The organism is Aeromicrobium tamlense (assembly GCF_013408555.1).
Classification (GTDB): Bacteria; Actinomycetota; Actinomycetes; order Propionibacteriales; family Nocardioidaceae; genus Aeromicrobium; species Aeromicrobium tamlense.
The window spans coordinates 3303398-3321870 of record NZ_JACBZN010000001.1 but is presented as its reverse complement, the minus strand read 5'-3'; the positions used below and the strand labels follow the sequence as shown (position 1 = coordinate 3321870).

Sequence of the window (18473 nt, the reverse complement as noted above, 5' to 3'; positions counted from 1 at the left end):
TGGAGCACATCTCGGTCAGCGCAGGGCCACCTGCAGCAGCAGGGCGGCGGCCGGCAGCGCGAGCGAGGCGGCGAGCAGCAAGGGCGCCTTGCCGTCGCGCAGGACCAGGGCCTGCTCCGGCAGGCGTCGTGACCTCAGGTGCAGGGGCACGAAGAGCACGAGCATCAGCACCGCCGCGACGGACGCCAGCACGAACGTCCACGCCCGGTCGCCCTCCAGCGCGATCCGCGCCGTCACCACGAACATCACCACGAGGCTGAGCAGCGTGCGCTGCCAGGCCAGGACCGTGCGCTCGGTGGGCTCGCGGTGCTCGGTCACGACCCGAAGCCCCGGATGACCGCCACGTCGATCAGGAACAGCGCGACCGCGAGGACGAGGAAGGCCGCGAGCACGAGGTAGGGCCCGCCACCGGGGAGGGACATGTCCGTGCGCAGCGCGCGCTCGGTGCGCGCCCAGCTCAGCCACGAGCCGACGGCGCCCCACAGCGCACCGGCGGCGAGCAGCACGACGATCACGTCCCGGACCCACGGCGTGAGCGCGAGGTCGAGCACCTCGAGCGCCAGGGCGAGCGCGAACAAGGCCCCCGACGTACGGATCCAGGCCAGGAACGTGCGCTCGTTCGCCAGCGTGAACCGCGGGTCGGGGTCCGAGCCCGCCCCGTAGACCTGCTGCGGCCATCGCGCCATCGTCGCCTCCTAGAGCAGGTCGTCGCGGTCGAGTCCGGGCAGCTGCGCGACGATCTCCTTCACGCGCTGCGACTGCGCGAGGTCGAGCACGAGCACGGCGTCGTCGGTCTGGACGACGGCCACGTTCCGCAGGCCGAGCACGGCGATCTGCACGCCGTCCTGCCCGCGGGCCACGCCGTCGGCGTCGACCCAGAGCACGTCGGGCGAGGACCCGAGCGGCGCGATCGAGGCGAAGTCGCCGAGGTCGTCCCAGCCGAAGGTGGCGGGCACCACGGCCATCCCGCCCTCGGCAGCGACGGGCTCGGCCACGGCGTGGTCGATCGCGATCGTGGTGAGGGTGGGCCAGGTGCGCTCCAGCTCGGCGACGAACGCCGGGCTGCCCCACGCGGCCGCGATGGCGCGCAGGCCCGCCGCGAGGTCGGGCTGGAAGCGCGCGAGCGAGTCGAGCAGCACCGAGGCGCGCGCGACGAACATCCCGGCGTTCCACACGAAGTCGCCCGAGGCCAGGTAGCCGCGCGCGGTCTCCTCGTCGGGCTTCTCGACGAACGTGCGCACGGCGCGTGCCGACGCGAAGTCCTCGAGCGGCTCGCCCGCGGCGATGTAGCCGAACGCCGTGGACGGCTCGGTCGGCTCGATGCCGATCGTGACGACGTAGCCCTGCTCGGCCACCGCGATCGCCTCGCGCACGGCGTCGGCGAACCGGTCGGGGTCGGGGATGCGGTGGTCGGCGGCGAACGAGCCCACGACCGCGTCGGGATCGGCGCGCTCGATGATCGCGGCGGCCAGGCCGATGGCGGGCATCGAGTCGCGCGGCGACGGCTCGAGCAGCAGGTTCACCAGCTCGGGCAGCTGGGCCGCGATGGCGCCGGCGTGGGCCGCTCCGGACACCACGTGCACGTGCTCGGGCGAGGCGAGCGGGAGCATCCGGTCCCACGTCTGCTGGATCAGCGTGCGCCCGGTCCCCTCGAGGTCGAGCAGGAACTTCGGGCGCGCCTTCCGCGACAGCGGCCACAGTCGCGTCCCGGCTCCGCCGGCGGGAATGATGGCGTGGAAGGTGGACACGGCCGTCACTGTAGTGGTCCGCCGCGCCCCTCGCGGTCGGTCGACTCTCCCGATCCCGGCCATACTGGGTGCCGTGTCCCGCCTGACCGCTCGTGAGCTGATCGACCTCGTCCTCGACCCCGATTCGTGGGAGTCGTGGGACGAGCCCGTGGACCACACCGTGCACCCCGAGCCGTACCGCACCGATCTGCTGGCCGCCGCCGAGCGTGCCGGCACCGACGAATCGGTGATCACCGGGCGCGCCCTGATGCGCGGCCGGCCCGTCGCGGTGCTCGTCAACGAGTTCAAGTTCCTCGCCGGCTCGATCGGGCAGGTGGCCGCCGAGCGCATCGTGCGAGCGGTGCGCCGCGCCACCGCCGAGGGCATCCCCGTGCTGGCCACCACCGCCTCGGGCGGCACCCGCATGCAGGAGGGCACGCCCGCGTTCGTCCGGATGGTCGACATCTCGCGCGCCCTTATGGACCACAAGGCCGCCGGCCTGCCGTACCTGATCTACCTGCGCCACCCCACGACCGGCGGCGTCTTCGCGTCGTGGGGCTCGCTGGGCCACATCACGATCGCCGAGCCGGGCGCCCTCATCGGCTTCCTCGGCCCCAAGGTCTACGAGCTGCTCAACGGCGCGCCGTTCCCGCCCGGCATCCAGACCTCGGACAACCTCGCGAACCGCGGCATCATCGACGCCGTCGTCATGCCCGAGGAGCTGCCGTTCATGGTCGACACGGCGCTGTCGATCCTCATCGACCCGCCCGGCGAGTCCAGCCGCGAGCGACGACCCGCGGCCACCGAGCGCCGCCACGACGCGTGGGACTCGGTCCTGCTGACCCGCACGCCCGACCGTCCCGGCGTCCGCGAGGTGCTGCGCTGGGGCACCGACGAGATCATCCGGCTCCAGGGCACCGAGCGCGGCGAGCGCGACGCCGCGATGATCGTCGCCCTGGCCCGCATCGACGGCGAGCCGTGCATCGTGATCGGCCAGGACCGCACCACCCAGAGCCGGATCAAGCCGATGGGCCCCGCGGCCCTGCGCGAGGCGCGCCGCGGCATGAAGCTGGCGAACGAGCTGGGCCTGCCGCTCGTGTCGTTCATCGACACCCCGGGCGCCGAGCTCTCGCCCGACGCCGAGCAGGGCGCCATCGCCGGGGAGATCGCCCGCTGCATCAGCTCGATGTCGACGATGCGGGTGCCCTCGGTGTCGGTGCTGCTGGGCCAGGGCTGCGGCGGCGGGGCGCTCGCGCTGCTGCCCGCCTCGCGCACGATCGCCGCAGAGAACTCGTGGCTGTCGCCGCTGCCGCCCGAGGGCGCGAGCGCGATCGTCTTCGGCGACGTCGACCATGCCGCCCAGCTGGCCACCGAGCAGCGGATCAGCGCGTTCGACCTGTACGAGTCGGGCGCGGTGCACCACCTGGTGCCCGAGCCGGAGGGCGACGATCCCGAGGCCTTCGCCCGCGCCCTCGCGGCCGAGGTCGCCCACCACCTGCGAGAGCTGCGAGGACGCGCATGACCCTGCTGGACCTGGCCGAGTCCGCCCTCGAGGCCGACGGCGTCGCCCCGTTCAACGAGGCCACCACGATCGCGCTGCGCGACGGCAGCCCGCTGCGGCTGGAGCGCTACGACGAGGTCGTCGGGGCGGTCGCGGTCGGTGACGCGCCCGTCGAGTTCGTCGTGCACCCGCGCTACCGGCGCCAGGGCCGCGGGCGAGCCCTCGTCGACGACCTCGTCGAGCGCGGCGAGACCCGGTTCTGGGCGCACGGCGACCTGCCCGGCGCGCAGGCGCTCGCCGCCGCCGCGGGCCTGCACGCCGAGCGCACGCTGCTCGTCCTGACCACGGCCGAGGCGGTCGTGCCCGAGGTCGTGACGCCGGCCGGCGTCACGCTGCGCTCCTTCCGCGAGGAGGACGCCGACGCGATCGTCGCGGTCAACGGGCGCGCGTTCGCCTCGCACCCCGAGCAGGGCGCGATGGATCGCGCCGACTTCGACCGCCGCCGCGCGCAGGAGTGGTTCGACCCCGCGGGACTGTTCGTGGCCGAGCGCGACGATGAGGTCGTCGGCTTCCACTGGACCAAGGTCGAGGACGGCGTGGGCGAGGTCTACGTCGTGGGCGTCGACCCCGCGGCGCACGGCGGCGGACTGGGCAAGGCGCTCACCGCGATCGGCCTGCGCCACCTGTGGAGCCGGGGCGTGTCCGCGATCGACCTCTACGTCGAGGGCGACAACGACCCGGCCCTGGCCGTCTACCGCGGCCTCGGGTTCACCGAGAAGGCGCGCGACGTCCTGTACGCCGCGCGCGCCTGACTCAGACCAGGCCGCGCTGCAGCTCGGCCGCGAAGCGGCGCACCGCCGCGGGCGCGGCCGTGCCGAAGCCGACCATCGTGGCGAAGCCGTGGATGAGTCCCGGCTCGCGCACGAGCGAGACGCCGACCCCGGCCTCGCGGAGCGCCTCGGCGTACGCCTCGCCCTCGTCGCGCAGCGGGTCGAACGCCGCGGTCACCACGTGGGCCGGCGGCAGGTCGTGCAGGTCGCCGTGGATCGGCGAGATCCGCGGGTCGGTGCGGTCCTCGTCGCGCACGAGGTACGCGCCGGTGAACTCCTCCATGAGGTCCTCGGTGAGGAAGTAGCCACGGCCGAAGTCGCGCCGGCTCTGGCGGATCGTCGTGAAGTCGGTGACGGGGTAGACCAGCAGCTGGAGGCGCGGCACGGGTCCGCCGGAGCGCACCATCTCCTGCGCCACCACGGTGGCGAGGTTGCCGCCGGCGCTGTCGCCGCCCACCGCGATCCGGTCGGCGTCGATCGCCAGCGCGGAGGCGTTCTCGCACACCCAGGTCCACGCGGCGACGCAGTCCTGGACCGCCGACGGGAACGGATGCTCGGGCGCCAGCCGGTAGTCGACCGCGACGACGCGCACCATCGCCTGCTCCGCCACGAACCGGCACAGGGCGTCGTGGCTCTCGAGGTCGCCGAGCGTGAAGCCGCCGCCGTGAAGCCAGACGAGGGCCGGCGACGGGCCGACCAGGTCGCGCGGCGTGTAGAACCGCAGCCGGATCGGGCCGGCGGGACCGGCGATCTGGCGCTCGGTCACGGCACCGATCGGCTGGGTGCCGCCGAGCAGGCGGTCGGCGCGGGCGAGGTCGCGACGCTGGCGGCTGATGGGCGTCGAGGCCGGGTCGGGGGCCTCCAGCCGCATGAGCGCCAGCAGCGCCTGCATGTCGGGGTGCAGCACCTGGTCGCCGTGGCGCCGTGGCGCCCCGAACATCGCCCGCTTCACGGGTCGGGGAGCCGCGCCGACGGCGGCGATTGCGGCCCTGCGAACCCGTCCTGACACGCTCATGGACGCGAACGTAGCAGCCTCACGCGTCACTTCTGTGACACAAAGCGAGCAATTGCTTGCCGGGTGGCGCATCATGGAGAGGACGACACCACGTCTCGTACACGACGAGAGGAAAGTCGATGGGCACTGCGAAAGCGTTCAAGGTCGACCAGAGCGAGCCTCAGCCCAACCTGGCCGCGCCCCTGGGCGAGACCCCGGTGGCACGCCCCGGGTTCCGCCGCTCCATGTCCCTGCTCGTCCTGCTCTCGATCCCCCTGTGGGCGCTCCTCGCCGGTGGCGCCTACCTGGTGGTGCGGGCGCTCGGCTGAGTTCACCTGCTCTTCACCTGACCGTGGCAGGGTGAGTCCATGGAGACCACCGACCTGACGGTCCCTGAGCCCCTCGCCTCGTCCCCCGACGAGTTCGACGTCGATCCGCCCTACGACGCCACCGACGGTGCGCTGCCCGACGACCGCTTCCTCGACCGCGAGCTCTCGTGGATCGCGTTCAACGCCCGCGTGCTGGAGCTCGCCGAGGTCGAGACGCTCCCACTGCTGGAGCGAGCCCGGTTCCTGGCCATCTTCGGCAGCAATCTCGACGAGTTCTTCATGGTGCGCATCGCCGGCCTGAAGCGGCGCATCGCCGCCGGCGTGGCGGTGCCCTCGGCCAGCGGCCTCAACCCGCGCGACGTGCTCAGCTCGAGCCTGCAGGCCAGTCGCGTGCTGATGGAGCGCCAGGCCAACCTCCTGCACGACGCGATCATGCCCGCGCTGACCGACGAGGGGATCTGCCTGCTGCGCTGGCACGAGCTCACCGACGAGGAGCGCGGCACGATCACCGAGTTCTACCACCACCGCGTGTTCCCGGTCCTGACGCCGCTGGCGGTCGACCCCGCGCACCCGTTCCCCTACATCTCCGGCCTCTCGCTGAACATCGCGCTGGTCATGCGCAATCCGCGCACCGGCAAGGAGCACTTCGCCCGCGTGAAGGTGCCGCCGGTCATCCAGCGTTGGATCAAGGCCTCCGACGGCCGCTACGTGGCGCTCGAGGACGTCATCGCGGCGAACCTCGACAGCCTCTTCCCGGGCATGGAGATCATCGATCAGCACACGTTCCGCGTCACCCGCAACGAGGACCTCGAGGTCGAGGAGGACGACGCCGAGAACCTGCTGAAGGCCCTCGAGAAGGAGCTGCTGCGGCGCCGCTTCGGCCCGCCCGTGCGGCTCGAGGTCGACGAGACCATGTCCGACGCCGTGCTCGAGCTGCTGGTCAGCGAGCTGGGCGTCTCGGACGAGGAGGTCTTCCGCCTGCGGGGTCCGCTCGACCTGCGCAGCCTCAACGAGATCGCCGACAACGACCGCCCCGACCTGAAGTTCCCGCCGTTCGTGCCCGGCACCCACGAGCACCTGGCCGAGGTCGAGACCGCGAGCCCCGCCGACATGTTCAGCGCGCTGCGCAAGCGCGACGTGCTGGTGCACCACCCCTACGACTCGTTCGCCACGAGCGTGCAGCGCTTCATCGAGCAGGCCGCGGCAGACCCGCACGTGCTCGCGATCAAGCAGACGCTCTACCGCACGTCGGGCGACTCGCCGATCATCGACTCGCTCGTCGACGCCGCCCGCTCGGGCAAGCAGGTGCTGGTCCTCGTGGAGATCAAGGCGCGCTTCGACGAGCAGGCGAACATCCGCTGGGCCCGCAAGCTCGAGCGCGCCGGCTGCCACGTCGTCTACGGCCTCGTGGGGCTCAAGACGCACTGCAAGCTGGCGTTGGTGATCCGCGACGAGCCCGACGGGCTGCGCCGCTACGCCCACATCGGCACCGGCAACTACAACCCGAAGACCGCGCGGCACTACGAGGACTTCGGCCTGCTGACCTCCAACCGCGAGATCACGCACGACCTCACCGAGCTCTTCAACAGCCTCTCGGGCTTCGCGGTCTCCAGCGACTACGACTCGCTGCTGGTCGCCCCGCGCGAGCTGCGCTCGGGCCTCATCGAGCGGATCGACGGCGAGATCGACAAGCAGCGTGCCGGCAAGCCGGCGCACATCGCGATCAAGCTGAACTCACTCGTGGACGAGGCGATCATCGACAAGCTCTACGAGGCGTCCCGCGCGGGCGTCGGGATCGACCTCATCATCCGCGGCATCTGCGCGCTGCGACCCGGCGTGCCGGGCCTGTCCGAGAACATCCGGGTGCGCAGCATCCTGGGCCGCTTCCTCGAGCACAGCCGGGTGTTCGTCTTCGGCGCCGGCGACGACCGCGAGGTGTGGATCGGCTCGTCCGACCTCATGCACCGCAACCTCGACCGTCGCGTCGAGGTGCTCGTGCGGGTGCCTTCGGCCGCCCACGGCGACCAGCTGGCCGACCTCCTCGACACGATGGCGTCCGACGAGACGCTCTCGTGGCACCTGGGCGCCGACGGCGCCTGGACCAGGGTGCCCGGGGCGAACGTCCAGGAGATGCTCATCGACCGGGCACGCTCTCGTCGGTCCCGGGCCTGAGGGCGCACACTGTCACCATGGCGAGCAAGGTCATCACCGCCGCGGGCGGCATCGTGTGGCGCAAGGCCGGCCCGAAGGGATCCGGCGGCCTCGAGGTGCTGCTCGTGCACCGCCCCGGCTACGACGACTGGACCTTCCCCAAGGGCAAGACCGATCCCGACGAGCCGCTGCCCGTCACGGCGGTGCGCGAGATCGCCGAGGAGACCGGCTACCGGGTGCGCCTCGTGCACCCGCTGCCCGAGGTGACCTACCGCGTCCGCGGCGGGCTCAAGCAGGTCGCCTACTGGATCGCCCGCACCGTCGACGACGAGACCGACTTCCGTCCCAACCGCGAGGTCGACCAGGTGCGCTGGCTCTCGCCCCGCGCCGCGCGCAAGAAGCTGACCTACGAGCACGACCGCCGCCTGCTGGAGGCCTTCGAGGACCTCGTGGCGCGCAAGTCGCACAAGGCGCGCACGCTCGTGGTGCTGCGACACGCGAAGGCGGTCGGGCGCGACGCGTGGGACGGCGGCGACCTCGACCGGCCGCTCGCCCCCGCCGGCCACGACCGCGCCAAGGAGCTCGTCCCGGTGCTCACCGCGTTCGGCGCCCGGCGCATCGTCAGCAGCCCCGCCACCCGCACCGTGCAGACCGTGGACCCCTACGTCGGCGCCACCGACGAGCTGCTCGAGCTCGACGACCGGCTCGTCGAGGGCGCCTCGGCCGCGAAGGTCGAGCGGGCCGTCGAGGGACTCCTCGGCACGAAGCGCCCCACGGTCGCCTGCACACACCGCCCGACGCTGCGCGACGTCTACACGGCCTTGGGCATCGACGGTCCGGTGCTGTCGCCCGGGCACGCCCTGGTGATCCATCACCGCAAGGGACGGGTGCTGGCGTCCGAGCTGGTGTGACGGGCCGGAACGCCGTCGCGCACACCCAGCCTTCCGCCTGAGTTCACCTGTCGTTCACCCTCGCCGCAGGTTCGATACACCTGCGATTCCTAGCGTGACGGTGTTCGGGGCGATCGCCTCACACACACGCTCCATGAGAGGGAACACAGTGAACCGCAAGTCCATGCGCACCCTGGCCGCCACCGCGGCGGGTTCCGCGCTGTTGTTCAGCCTGTCCGCCTGCGGCGCCGCCAACGAGAGCGCCTCGGCCGACGACTCCTCCGAGAGCTCGCTCAGCGGCACCCTCAACGGCGCCGGCGCGAGCTCGCAGCAGTCCGCCGTCAACGCGTGGAAGCAGGGCTTCCAGACCGCCAACGCGGATGTCACCGTCAACTACGACGCCATCGGCTCCGGCGGCGGTCGTGAGCAGTTCATCGCGGGCGGCGTCTCCTTCGCCGGCTCCGACGCCTTCCTCGACGACGAGGAGGTGGCGGCCGCCAAGGACCGCTGCGGCTCCGACGTCGTGACCGTCCCGGTCTACGTCAGCCCCGTCGCGGTCGTCTACAACCTGGACGGCGTCGACGACCTGCAGCTCTCGCCGCAGACCATCGGCGCGATCTTCGCGGGCGACGTCACGAAGTGGAACGACAAGGCCATCGCGGCGGACAACCCGGACGCCGAGCTGCCCGACTCGACCATCACGCCCGTCCACCGCGGCGACGCCTCGGGCACCACCGAGAACTTCACCGCCTACCTGGACGCCGCCTCCGAGGGCTCCTGGACGCACGGTGAGGTCGAGGAGTGGCCGGTCAAGGGTGGCGAGGCCGCCCAGCAGACCTCCGGCGTGATCCAGGCCGTCTCCGGCGGCCAGGGCACGATCGGCTACGCCGACGCCAGCCAGGCCGGCGAGCTGAGCACCGTCGCGGTCAAGGTCGGCGAGGAGTTCGTCGCGCCGACCCCCGAGGCCGCCGCCAAGGTCCTCGACGCCGCCACGCAGGTCGAGGGCCGCGCCGCCACCGACCTCGCCCTGGAGATCGACCGCAAGACCGAGGCCGCGGGCGTCTACCCGATCGTCCTGGTCTCGTACCAGATCGCCTGCCAGAAGTACGAGGACGCCACCGAGGCCGAGCTCGTCAAGGAGTGGCTGACCTACGTCGCCGGCTCCGAGGGCCAGAACGCCTCCGCCGAGGCCGCCGGCTCGGCCCCGCTCTCGGACGACTTCGCCGCCAAGGTCAAGACGGCCATCGACACGATCGGCTGATGCGCTTGGTCCGGGCGAGGGCCGCACCCCTCGCCCGGGTCATGCGCAGCAGACGAACTCCGACAAGGACACACGTGAGCACTTCCACCGAACCGCGAGCGGCCACCCGCCCCGGGGACCGCGTCTTCCGGGGCATCTCCCTCGGGGCGGCCGTCGTCATCCTGGCGACGCTCGCCGGCGTGGCGATCTTCCTGACCGCCGAGGGCATCCCCGGCATCACCGCCTCCCCCGACGAGGTCAAGAGCGGCGAGGGCTTCCTGCAGTACGTCGGACCCCTGGTCTTCGGCACGCTGTGGGCGGCCACGATCGCGCTCGTCATCGCGACCCCCGTCGCGATCGGCGTCGCGCTGTTCATCTCGCACTACGCGCCGCGCCGCCTGGCCCAGCCGATCGGCTACCTCATCGACCTGCTGGCCGCCGTGCCCAGCGTCGTCTACGGCACGTGGGGCATCATCACGCTGTCGTCGGCGATCCAGCCGCTGTACGTCTGGCTCGAGGAGAACCTCGGCTTCATCCCGCTGTTCGCCGGGCCCGCCTCGGCCACGGGGCGCACGATCCTGACCGCCGCCCTCGTGCTCGCGATCATGGTGCTGCCGATCATGACGGCGATCTGCCGCGAGATCTTCCTGCAGACCCCGCGCCTGCACGAGGAGGCCGCGCTCGCCCTCGGCGCCACGCGCTGGGAGATGACGAAGATGGCCGTCTTCCCCTACGCCCGCTCGGGCATGGTCTCGGCGGCGATGCTGGCCCTGGGCCGAGCGCTCGGCGAGACGATGGCCGTCGCGATGGTGCTGAGCGCCTCGGGCGTCGTCACCTTCAACGTCATCAGCTCGGGCAACCCCAACACGATCGCCGCGAACATCGCGCAGTCGTTCCCCGAGGCCAGCGGCCTCACGGTCAACGCGCTGATCGCGACCGGCCTGGTGCTGTTCATCATCACCTTCGCGGTCAACTTCGCCGCCCGCGCCATCGTCGCCCGCAACAAGGAATTCTCCGGAGCGAACTGACATGACCACGACCCTCACCCCTCCCCCGCAGCAGGACGACCTCGCGGACTCCCTGCGCACGCGCAGCCTGCCCGCGGCGGCACCGCGGGCCATCCACGTGCTCGCCGTCGTCCTCGTCGTCGCCGGCCTCTTCACCGACCTGCGCCTCGCCGTCCTGGGCTACGCGCTCGCCTGGGTCGTCCCGCTCTGGTCGCGCCTCGTCGAGGGCCGCCGCAAGGCCGTCGACCGGCTCGTGACCCTGCTCGTGGCGTCGGCCTTCGGCCTCGCGCTCATCCCGCTCGGCAGCATCATGTGGAGCGTGCTCGAGAAGGGCCTGCCGGTCCTGAGCTCGGAGTTCTTCACCTACTCGATGCGCAACGTGGTCGGCGAGGGCGGCGGCATCTACCACGCGATCGTCGGCACCCTGCTGATCACCGCGGGCGCCACCGTCATCTCGGTGCCGATCGGCCTCTTCACGGCGATCTACCTCATCGAGTACGGCGATGACAGCCGCCTGTCGACGTGGATCCGCTTCCTCGTCGACGTCATGACGGGCATCCCGTCGATCGTCGCCGGCCTGTTCGCCTACGCGCTCTTCGTGGTGTTCTTCGGCGACGGCGTGCGCATGGGCATCGGCGGCGCGGTCGCGCTGTCGGTGCTGATGATCCCGGTCGTCGTCCGCTCCTGCGAGGAGATGCTCAAGCTCGTCCCGAACGAGCTGCGCGAGGCGTCCTACGCGTTGGGCGTGCCGAAGTGGCGCACGATCGTCAAGGTCGTGCTGCCCACCGCCCTGGCGGGCATCGTCACCGGCATCACGCTGGCCATCGCCCGCGTGATCGGCGAGACCGCTCCGCTGCTGGTGATCGCCGGCGCGACCGACTCGGTCAACTTCAACCTGTTCGACGGGCGCATGGCGACCCTGCCCGTCTTCACCTACTCCTCCATCATGCAGCCCGGCGTGCCGCCGGAGCCGAGCATCGAGCGCGCCTGGGGCGCCGCTCTCGTGCTGCTGATCATCGTGATGCTGCTGAACCTCGTCGCCCGCCTCGTCTCCCACTTCTTCTCGCCCCAGGGCGAGCGCTGAACCACCCGGAAGGAAACCCCATGGCCAAGAGCATCGACGTCTCGGACCTGAACATCTACTACGGCGACTTCCTCGCCGTCGAGGGCGTGAACATCGCCGTCCCCGCCCGCGCGGTCACCGCGTTCATCGGCCCCTCGGGCTGCGGCAAGTCCACGTTCCTGCGGTCGCTGAACCGCATGCACGAGGTCATCCGCGGCGCCCGCGTGGAGGGCAAGGTACTGGTCGACGGCCAGGACCTCTACGCCTCGGACATGGACCCGGTGAACGTCCGCCGCAAGATCGGCATGGTGTTCCAGCGGCCCAACCCGTTCCCGACGATGTCCATCTCGGAGAACGTGCTCGCGGGCCAGCGACTCAACAGCAAGCGGATGAAGAAGTCCGAGGCCGACGACATCGTGGAGCGCTCGCTGCGCCGCGCCGGGCTCTGGGCCGAGGTCAAGGACCGCCTCGACCGACCCGGCTCGGGCCTCTCCGGCGGTCAGCAGCAGCGCCTGTGCATCGCGCGCGCGGTGGCCGTGGAGCCCGAGGTGCTGCTCATGGACGAGCCCTGCTCGGCGCTCGACCCGATCTCGACGAGCGTCATCGAGGACCTCATCCACGAGCTCAAGAACGACTACACGATCGTGATCGTCACCCACAACATGCAGCAGGCCGCCCGCGTCTCGGACCAGACGGCCTTCTTCAACCTCGCGGGCGTCGGCCAGCCCGGCCGCCTCGTCGAGCTGGGCCCGACCGAGAAGATGTTCGCCAACCCCGACGACCCGGCCACCGAGGCCTACATCCAGGGCCGGTTCGGCTGAGCGACCACCTCTTACGGGAGGAAGGGGCGCGCGAGGAAGTAGAACGCGGCGGCGACGGCCGCGGCGGCGGGCATGGTGACGACCCAGGCCACGACGATGTTCTTCGCGACGCCCCAGCGGACGGCGCTGAAGCGCTTGGTGGCGCCCGAGCCCATGATCGCCGACGTGATCGTGTGGGTGGTCGAGACCGGCGCGTGCAGGCCGATCGCCATCACGTAGAGGACGCTGGCCGCAGTGGCCTCGGCGGCGAAGCCCTTCGGCGGGTCGAGCTCGATGATGCGGCGGCCGAGCGTGCGCATGATGCGCCAGCCGCCCGAGTATGTGCCCGCGGCGATCGCGCTGGCGGCCGCGACGATGACCCACAGGGGCACGTCGTCACCGGTGTGGAAGCCGCCGGCGACGAGCGCCAGCACGATGATGCCCATCGTCTTCTGGGCGTCCTGCAGGCCGTGGCCGAGCGCCATGCCGGCGGCCGAGACGGTCTGCGCGTGGCGGAAGCCGCGGTTGACCCGCGTGGGCTTGGCACGCCGGAAGATCCACATGATCGCGGTCATCAGCCCGAACGCCAGGAAGAAGCCCAGCGCGGGGCTCAGCACCATCGGGATCGCGACCTTGTCGACCAGCGTGTCCCAGTGGACCACGGTGGACGAGGCGATGCCGGCGCCGACGATGCCGCCGATGAGGGCGTGCGAGGACGACGACGGGATGCCGAAGTACCAGGTGATGAGGTTCCAGGTGATGGCACCGATCAGGGCCGCCAGCACGATCGTCAGTGCATGGGCCCGGTCGGCGTCGGTCAGACTGGTGACCCCGTCGATGTCGATGATCCCCTGGATCGTCTTGGCGACCTCGACGCCCAGCCAGGCGCCGACGAAGTTCAGGACGGCGGCCATCGCCAGCGCGACCCGCGGGGTCAGCGCGCGCGTCGACACCGAGGTGGCGATCGCGTTGGCGGCGTCGTGGAAGCCGTTCGTGTAGTCGAACACGAGGGCGATCACGACGACCGTGACCACCATGACCGTGACCAGGTCCACTCAGGACTCCTTGACGGCGATCTGCTCGACCGTGTTGGCGACCGACTCGAGGGCGTCGATCGCGGCCTCCACGGCCTCGACGATGTCCTTGAGCTTCAGCACCTGCATGGCCTTGTAGTTGCCGTCGAACAGGTCAGCGAGCATGCGGCGGTGGTTCCGGTCGCCCTCGTTCTCGAGGCGGTTGATCTCGATCCAGAACTCGTCGAGGTCCTTCATCGTGCGCAGCCGCGGCATGGCCTCGGCCGTGAGGTTGGAGGCGCGCTGGAGCACCTGAACCTGCGCCGCGAAGGCGTCGGGGAACTCCGTGACGCCGTAGAGGGCCGCGCTGTCGACGACCTCCTCCATGTAGTCCATGACGTCGTCGAGGCCACTGGCCAGCGCGTAGATGTCCTCACGGTCGAACGGCGTGATGAACGTGCTGTTCACGAGCTTGATGATCGCGTGCGTGGTGTCGTCCGCGGCATGCTCGGCGTCGTTCATCTGCGCGGCGAGTGCGGTCTTGTCGGCCTCGGGGTCCAGGACCCTGGCGACGATCCCGGCGCCGGTGACCAAGTGGTTGGCCATCTCGGTGAAGAGGTCGTAGAACGAAGCCTCGACCGGTCGGATGCGAAAACGCACGCGGGTACTCCTCGGCATGTGGCGGGCAGACTCTGCCCATGGTAGGTGCTGGGCGAGTGCCGCCGCCAACCGAGGGCGGTCAGGCTTCGGGGTCGACGCCCAGGAGGCCGTCGATCTCCGACTGGGTCAGTGGCGAGGTGGCTCCCGACGCCGCGATCATGAGCCGCGAGGTCAGCTCGATCTCGGCCAGCGCGGCATCGTCGCGCAGCCGATCGTCGAGCGGCTCGCTCGTGCGCTCGCCGGGGGGGTACAGGGCCACATACCGAGAGTACGCGGGTACGCGCCGGTAACCGAAGTCCCGGACGGAAAACCGCCCGTTCGGACTACGCCCACACCCCGGTTCCGGGGGTCAGTCGACCCACACGCGGGCGTTGCGGAACATGCGCAGCCAGGGGCTCTCGGCGGACACGTCGCCCGAGGTCCAGGACAGCTGCACGTTGCGCTGGACGCGCTCGGCGTGCGGCATCATCGCGGTGAACCGGCCGTCGGGCGTCGTGACCGCGGTGAGGCCGTCCGGGGACCCGTTCGGGTTGGCCGGGTACGCGCTCGCGACCTGCCCGTCCACGTCGACGAAGCGGGCCGCGCGGTGCACGGTGGCAGCGTCGCCCCGGGCCGAGAAGTTCGCGAAGCCCTCGCCGTGCGCCACCGCGATCGGCACCTTCGAGCCGGCCATGCCGGAGAAGAAGATCGACGGCGAGTCGAGCACCTCGACGAGCGACAGGCGCGCCTCGTACTGCTCGGAGGCGTTGCGGGTGAAGCGCGGCCAGGCGTCGGCGCCGGGGATGATGTCGGCGAGCGACGCGAACATCTGGCAGCCGTTGCAGATGCCGATGCCGAACGTGTCCGGTCGGGCGAAGAACGAGGCGAACGCGTCCGTCAGCGCCGGGTTGAACAGCACCGAGCGCGCCCAGCCCTCGCCGGCGCCGAGCGTGTCGCCGTAGGAGAACCCGCCACACGCGGCCAGGCCGACCACGTCGGCGAGGTCGAAGCGCCCGGACTGCAGGTCGGTCATGTGCACGTCGTAGGTCTCGAAGCCGGCGCGGTCGAAGCCGAACGCGGTCTCGACGTGCGAGTTCACGCCCTGCTCGCGCAGGATCGCGACCTTCGGGCGGGCCCGGCCGACGAGGTAGGGCGCGGCCACGTCGTCGGTGGGGTCGAACGTCGGCGCGACCGTGAGCGCGGGGACGTCGGCACCGATCGCGGCGTGCTCGGCGTCGGCGCACTCCGGGTTGTCGCGCAGGCGCGAGATCCGCCACGCGACCTCGTCCCACGCCTGGGCCAGACCCTGGAGCGGCTCGTCGAGACCGAGCGCCGGGACGCGCAGGTGGCGGTCCTCGGTGGAGGCGCCCACTGGGCGCACGAGGTCCTCGAGGCCGTGCTCGGCGAGCAGCGCGAGGGCCTCGTCGGCGCGGTCGGCGGGCACGGCCAGCACCGCGCCGAGCTCCTCGGTGAACAGCGCGGCGAGGTCGGCGACGTCGAGGTCGGCGCCCACGCCGCCCGCGAACGCCATCTCGCACACGGCCGCCCACAGGCCGCCGTCGGAGCGGTCGTGGTACGCCAGCAGCAGGCCGGCGTCGCGCAGCGCGTTGACGCCGTCGACCAGCGACACGAGGCGGGCGGGGTCGTCGAGGTCGGGGACGGTGCCGCCGAACTCGCCGCGCACCTGGGCCAGCATCGAGCCGCCGAGGCGGTTCGCTCCGGCGCCGAGGTCGGCGAGCAGCAGCGCCGCGCCGGCGGGCAGCTCGGGGGTCGCGGTGCCGCGCACGTCGGACAGCGCCGCGAACGCGGTGACGACGAGCGAGACCGGCGCGATGACCTGCTTCTCGGTGCCGTCCTCCTCGGTCCAGCGCGTGCGCATCGACAGCGAGTCCTTGCCGACGGGGACGGAGATGCCCAGCGCGGGGCACAGCTCCATCGCCACGGCGTGCACGGTGTCGTAGAGGGCGGCGTCCTCGCCGTCCTCGCCGCACGCGGCCATCCAGTTGCACGAGAGCTTGACGCCCGGCAGGTGGATCGGCGCGGCCAGCAGGTTGGTGATCGCCTCACCCACGGCCATCCGACCGGAGGCCGGCGCGTCGACCGACGCCAGCGGGGTGCGCTCGCCGCTGGCCATCGCCTCGCCGGCGAAGCCGACGTGGTCCGACAGGGTGACCGCGACGTCGGCGACGGGCACCTGCCACGGGCCGACCATCTGGTCGCGGTGCGTCAGGCCGCCGACCGTGCGGTCGCCGATCGTGACGAGGAAGCGCTTCGAGGCCACCGACGGGTGGCGGAGCACGTCGTACGCGACCTCGCGCGCGTCGACGTCGGCGAGGTCGAGCTCGTCGGAGGCGCGCGCGACGCGGGTGACGTCGCGCGTCATCTTCGGGGGCTTGCCGAGCAGCACCTCGAGCGGCATGTCGATCGGGACCTCGTCCTCGGGATCGACCGGCGCCAGCACGAGCTGGGCGTCGTCGCGGGCCACGCCCACGACGGCGAACGGGCAGCGCTCACGGTCGGCGAGCGCGGCGAACCGCTCGAGGGACTCGGGCGCGATCGCCAGGACGTAGCGCTCCTGGCTCTCGTTGCACCACGCCTCCTTGGGCGCCAGGCCACTCTCCTCGAGCGGCACGGAGCCCAGCTCGAACGTGGCGCCGACGCCGGCGTCGTCCACGAGCTCGGGGAACGCGTTGGACAGGCCGCCCGCGCCCACGTCGTGGATCGACAGGATCGGGTTCTCCTCGCCGAGCGACCAGCAGTGGTTGATGACCTCCTGCGCGCGTCGCTCGATCTCGGGGTTGCCGCGCTGGACGGAGTCGAAGTCCAGCTCGGCGGCGTTAGCGCCCGCGGCCTTGGAGGAGGCCGCGCCGCCGCCCATGCCGATGCGCATGCCGGGGCCACCCAGCTGCACCAGCAGCGTGCCGGCCGGGAACTGGATCTTCTCGGTCATCTCGGCGCTGATCGAGCCGAGGCCGCCCGCGCTCATGATCGGCTTGTGATAGCCGCGACGGACGCCGTCGACCGTCTGCTCGTAGACGCGGAAGAAGCCGCCGAGGCCCGGGCGACCGAACTCGTTGTTGAACGCGGCGGCGCCGATCGGACCCTCGGTCATGATGTCGAGCGGGCTCGCGATGTGCGCGGGGCGGCCGAACTGCTCGGTCTCCCACGGCTCGTCGGTGCCGGGCAGGTGCAGGTTCGACACGACGAAGCCGGTCAGGCCCGCCTTCGGCTGCGAGCCGCGGCCCGTGGCGCCCTCGTCGCGGATCTCGCCGCCGGCACCGGTCGCGGCGCCCGGGAAGGGCGAGATCGCGGTCGGGTGGTTGTGCGTCTCGACCTTCATCAGCACGTGCACGTCGCCGTCGCGCGACGCGTAGCGGCTGGGGCGGTCGGCCGACTCGGGGAGCCAGCGCGTGGCCGGGCCACCCTCCATGATCGAGGCGTTGTCCTTGTAGGCCACGATCGTGCCGGCGCCGTGGAGCGCCTCGGTGTGGCGGATCATCGCGAACAGCGAGCGGTCCTGCGGCTCGCCGTCGACCACGAAGTCGGCGTTGAAGATCTTGTGGCGGCAGTGCTCGGAGTTCGCCTGGGCGAACATCATCAGCTCGACGTCGGTGGGGTTGCGGTCGAGGCCGACGAAGGCGTCGACGAGGTAGTCGATCTCGTCGGGCGACAGTGCCAGGCCGAACTCGGCGTCGGCCCGCTCGAGAGCCTCCCGGCCGCCGCCGAGCACGTCGATCCGCTGCATCGGCTCGGCCTCGCGCTCGTCGAAGAGCTCGGCCGCGGCCTCGCGGGAGTACAGGGCGGTCTCGGTCATCCGGTCGTGCAGCACGTCGGCGCACGCGGCGAGCTGATCGGGGCTCGGCCGGCCACCCTCGAGCGTGTACTCGGTGACCCGCTCGACGCGGCGGACGTCCAGCCCGCAGTTGTGGACGATGTCGGTGGCCTTGCTCGACCACGGCGAGATCGTGCCGAGGCGCGGTCCGACCACCACCAGGGTGCCGTCAGGGCCGTCCTGCACCGGATCGCCGTAGTCGAGGATCCGCGTGACGGTGTCGGTGGTGGCCACGTCGAGGGGACGCTCGCTGGCCACCCAGTGCACGTGCCGGGCGCGGACGCCGGTCAGTCCGGGGGCCACCTCCTGCAGACGGGTCAGCAGGGCCTGGGCTCGGAAGGCGGAGAGGGCGTTGCCGCCCTCGACCACGGTGAGTTCGACGTCGCGCGACACGCGACCCAGCCTATCGGCCCGTCCTGCCCGGCCCGCCGGGCGCATCGGTCCGCGTGGGTGCTGG

At 71.7% G+C, this 18473-nt stretch carries 17 protein-coding genes; 9 read left to right on the top strand and 8 right to left on the bottom strand.

The window, feature by feature from the left end; all coding sequences use genetic code 11:
• Positions 1 to 15: 15 nt before the first annotated feature.
• Genes BJ975_RS16260 through BJ975_RS16250 form a run of 3 tightly spaced genes read right to left on the bottom strand, consistent with a single transcriptional unit; the run spans position 16 to position 1748 of the window.
• Positions 16 to 318: a DUF202 domain-containing protein gene (locus BJ975_RS16260; RefSeq protein WP_179427804.1), complete on the bottom strand. Its 303-nt coding sequence runs from the start codon at positions 316 to 318 to the stop codon at positions 16 to 18.
• Positions 315 to 686: a YidH family protein gene (locus BJ975_RS16255; RefSeq protein ID WP_179427802.1), complete on the bottom strand. Its 372-nt coding sequence runs from the start codon at positions 684 to 686 to the stop codon at positions 315 to 317. The genes BJ975_RS16260 and BJ975_RS16255 overlap by 4 nt, the downstream gene beginning before the upstream one ends.
• A 9-nt stretch (positions 687 to 695) precedes the next feature.
• A complete protein-coding gene (locus BJ975_RS16250; RefSeq protein ID WP_269304019.1) occupies positions 696 to 1748 on the bottom strand; it encodes a mannose-1-phosphate guanylyltransferase in 1053 nt (350 codons plus the stop codon).
• A 73-nt stretch (positions 1749 to 1821) separates the two neighbouring features.
• Between BJ975_RS16250 and BJ975_RS16245 the strand changes: the two genes are divergently transcribed.
• Both BJ975_RS16245 and mshD read left to right on the top strand, forming a co-directional pair.
• The gene (locus tag BJ975_RS16245; protein WP_317628240.1) at positions 1822 to 3249 is read left to right on the top strand and encodes a carboxyl transferase domain-containing protein; all 1428 of its coding nucleotides are present in this window, start codon (positions 1822 to 1824) and stop codon (positions 3247 to 3249) included.
• Positions 3246 to 4040: a mycothiol synthase gene (gene mshD, locus BJ975_RS16240; RefSeq protein ID WP_179427796.1), complete on the top strand. Its 795-nt coding sequence runs from the start codon at positions 3246 to 3248 to the stop codon at positions 4038 to 4040. The genes BJ975_RS16245 and mshD overlap by 4 nt, the downstream gene beginning before the upstream one ends.
• A gap of 1 nt (position 4041) precedes the next feature.
• Here mshD and BJ975_RS16235 read toward each other — a convergent pair whose 3' ends face one another.
• Positions 4042 to 5073: an alpha/beta hydrolase gene (locus tag BJ975_RS16235; RefSeq protein ID WP_179427795.1), complete on the bottom strand. Its 1032-nt coding sequence runs from the start codon at positions 5071 to 5073 to the stop codon at positions 4042 to 4044.
• Positions 5074 to 5192: 119 nt separating this feature from the next.
• Here BJ975_RS16235 and BJ975_RS16230 point away from each other — a divergent pair, with 119 nt between their 5' ends.
• The 7 genes from BJ975_RS16230 to pstB all read left to right on the top strand — a co-directional run bounded on the left by BJ975_RS16230 (position 5193) and on the right by pstB (position 12553).
• Complete coding sequence (locus BJ975_RS16230; protein WP_179427794.1) at positions 5193 to 5381, top strand: hypothetical protein; 189 nt, start codon at positions 5193 to 5195, stop codon at positions 5379 to 5381.
• 39 nt (positions 5382 to 5420) lie between these two features.
• Entirely contained in the window at positions 5421 to 7553 is a 2133-nt protein-coding gene (locus BJ975_RS16225) for an RNA degradosome polyphosphate kinase (RefSeq protein WP_179427793.1), read from the top strand.
• Positions 7554 to 7570: 17 nt separating this feature from the next.
• Positions 7571 to 8443, top strand: coding sequence for an NUDIX hydrolase (locus BJ975_RS16220; protein WP_179427792.1), 873 nt, complete (start codon positions 7571 to 7573; stop codon positions 8441 to 8443).
• 133 nt (positions 8444 to 8576) lie between these two features.
• Complete coding sequence (gene pstS, locus BJ975_RS16215; RefSeq protein ID WP_179427791.1) at positions 8577 to 9683, top strand: phosphate ABC transporter substrate-binding protein PstS; 1107 nt, start codon at positions 8577 to 8579, stop codon at positions 9681 to 9683.
• Between the two features lie 74 nt (positions 9684 to 9757).
• Positions 9758 to 10690: a phosphate ABC transporter permease subunit PstC gene (gene pstC, locus BJ975_RS16210; RefSeq protein ID WP_269304030.1), complete on the top strand. Its 933-nt coding sequence runs from the start codon at positions 9758 to 9760 to the stop codon at positions 10688 to 10690.
• Between the two features lies 1 nt (position 10691).
• Complete coding sequence (pstA, locus tag BJ975_RS16205) at positions 10692 to 11753, top strand: phosphate ABC transporter permease PstA (protein ID WP_179427790.1); 1062 nt, start codon at positions 10692 to 10694, stop codon at positions 11751 to 11753.
• 20 nt (positions 11754 to 11773) lie between these two features.
• Entirely contained in the window at positions 11774 to 12553 is a 780-nt protein-coding gene (gene pstB, locus BJ975_RS16200) for a phosphate ABC transporter ATP-binding protein PstB (RefSeq protein WP_179427788.1), read from the top strand.
• A gap of 11 nt (positions 12554 to 12564) precedes the next feature.
• Here the strand turns inward: pstB and BJ975_RS16195 are convergent, their stop codons facing one another.
• From BJ975_RS16195 to purL, 4 genes are all read right to left on the bottom strand, one after another.
• Positions 12565 to 13581: an inorganic phosphate transporter gene (locus tag BJ975_RS16195; protein ID WP_179428393.1), complete on the bottom strand. Its 1017-nt coding sequence runs from the start codon at positions 13579 to 13581 to the stop codon at positions 12565 to 12567.
• A 6-nt stretch (positions 13582 to 13587) separates the two neighbouring features.
• Positions 13588 to 14205: a DUF47 domain-containing protein gene (locus tag BJ975_RS16190; RefSeq protein WP_179427786.1), complete on the bottom strand. Its 618-nt coding sequence runs from the start codon at positions 14203 to 14205 to the stop codon at positions 13588 to 13590.
• Positions 14206 to 14284: 79 nt separating this feature from the next.
• Complete coding sequence (locus BJ975_RS16185) at positions 14285 to 14464, bottom strand: hypothetical protein (protein WP_179422414.1); 180 nt, start codon at positions 14462 to 14464, stop codon at positions 14285 to 14287.
• Positions 14465 to 14554: 90 nt separating this feature from the next.
• The gene (gene purL / locus BJ975_RS16180) at positions 14555 to 18409 is read right to left on the bottom strand and encodes a phosphoribosylformylglycinamidine synthase (protein WP_218845982.1); all 3855 of its coding nucleotides are present in this window, start codon (positions 18407 to 18409) and stop codon (positions 14555 to 14557) included.
• Positions 18410 to 18473 lie beyond the last annotated feature (64 nt).

Bases quoted from the DNA above. Each gene is read 5' to 3' on its own strand.
- BJ975_RS16255 (WP_179427802.1), bottom strand. From the start codon at position 686: ATGGCGCGATGGCCGCAGCAGGTCTACGGGGCGGGCTCGGACCCCGAC.
- mshD (WP_179427796.1), top strand. From the start codon at position 3,246: ATGACCCTGCTGGACCTGGCCGAGTCCGCCCTCGAGGCCGACGGCGTC.
- BJ975_RS16235 (WP_179427795.1), bottom strand. From the start codon at position 5,073: ATGAGCGTGTCAGGACGGGTTCGCAGGGCCGCAATCGCCGCCGTCGGC.
- BJ975_RS16230 (WP_179427794.1), top strand. From the start codon at position 5,193: ATGGGCACTGCGAAAGCGTTCAAGGTCGACCAGAGCGAGCCTCAGCCC.
- BJ975_RS16225 (WP_179427793.1), top strand. From the start codon at position 5,421: ATGGAGACCACCGACCTGACGGTCCCTGAGCCCCTCGCCTCGTCCCCC.
- BJ975_RS16220 (WP_179427792.1), top strand. From the start codon at position 7,571: ATGGCGAGCAAGGTCATCACCGCCGCGGGCGGCATCGTGTGGCGCAAG.
- pstS (WP_179427791.1), top strand. From the start codon at position 8,577: ATGAGAGGGAACACAGTGAACCGCAAGTCCATGCGCACCCTGGCCGCC.
- pstA (WP_179427790.1), top strand. From the start codon at position 10,692: ATGACCACGACCCTCACCCCTCCCCCGCAGCAGGACGACCTCGCGGAC.
- pstB (WP_179427788.1), top strand. From the start codon at position 11,774: ATGGCCAAGAGCATCGACGTCTCGGACCTGAACATCTACTACGGCGAC.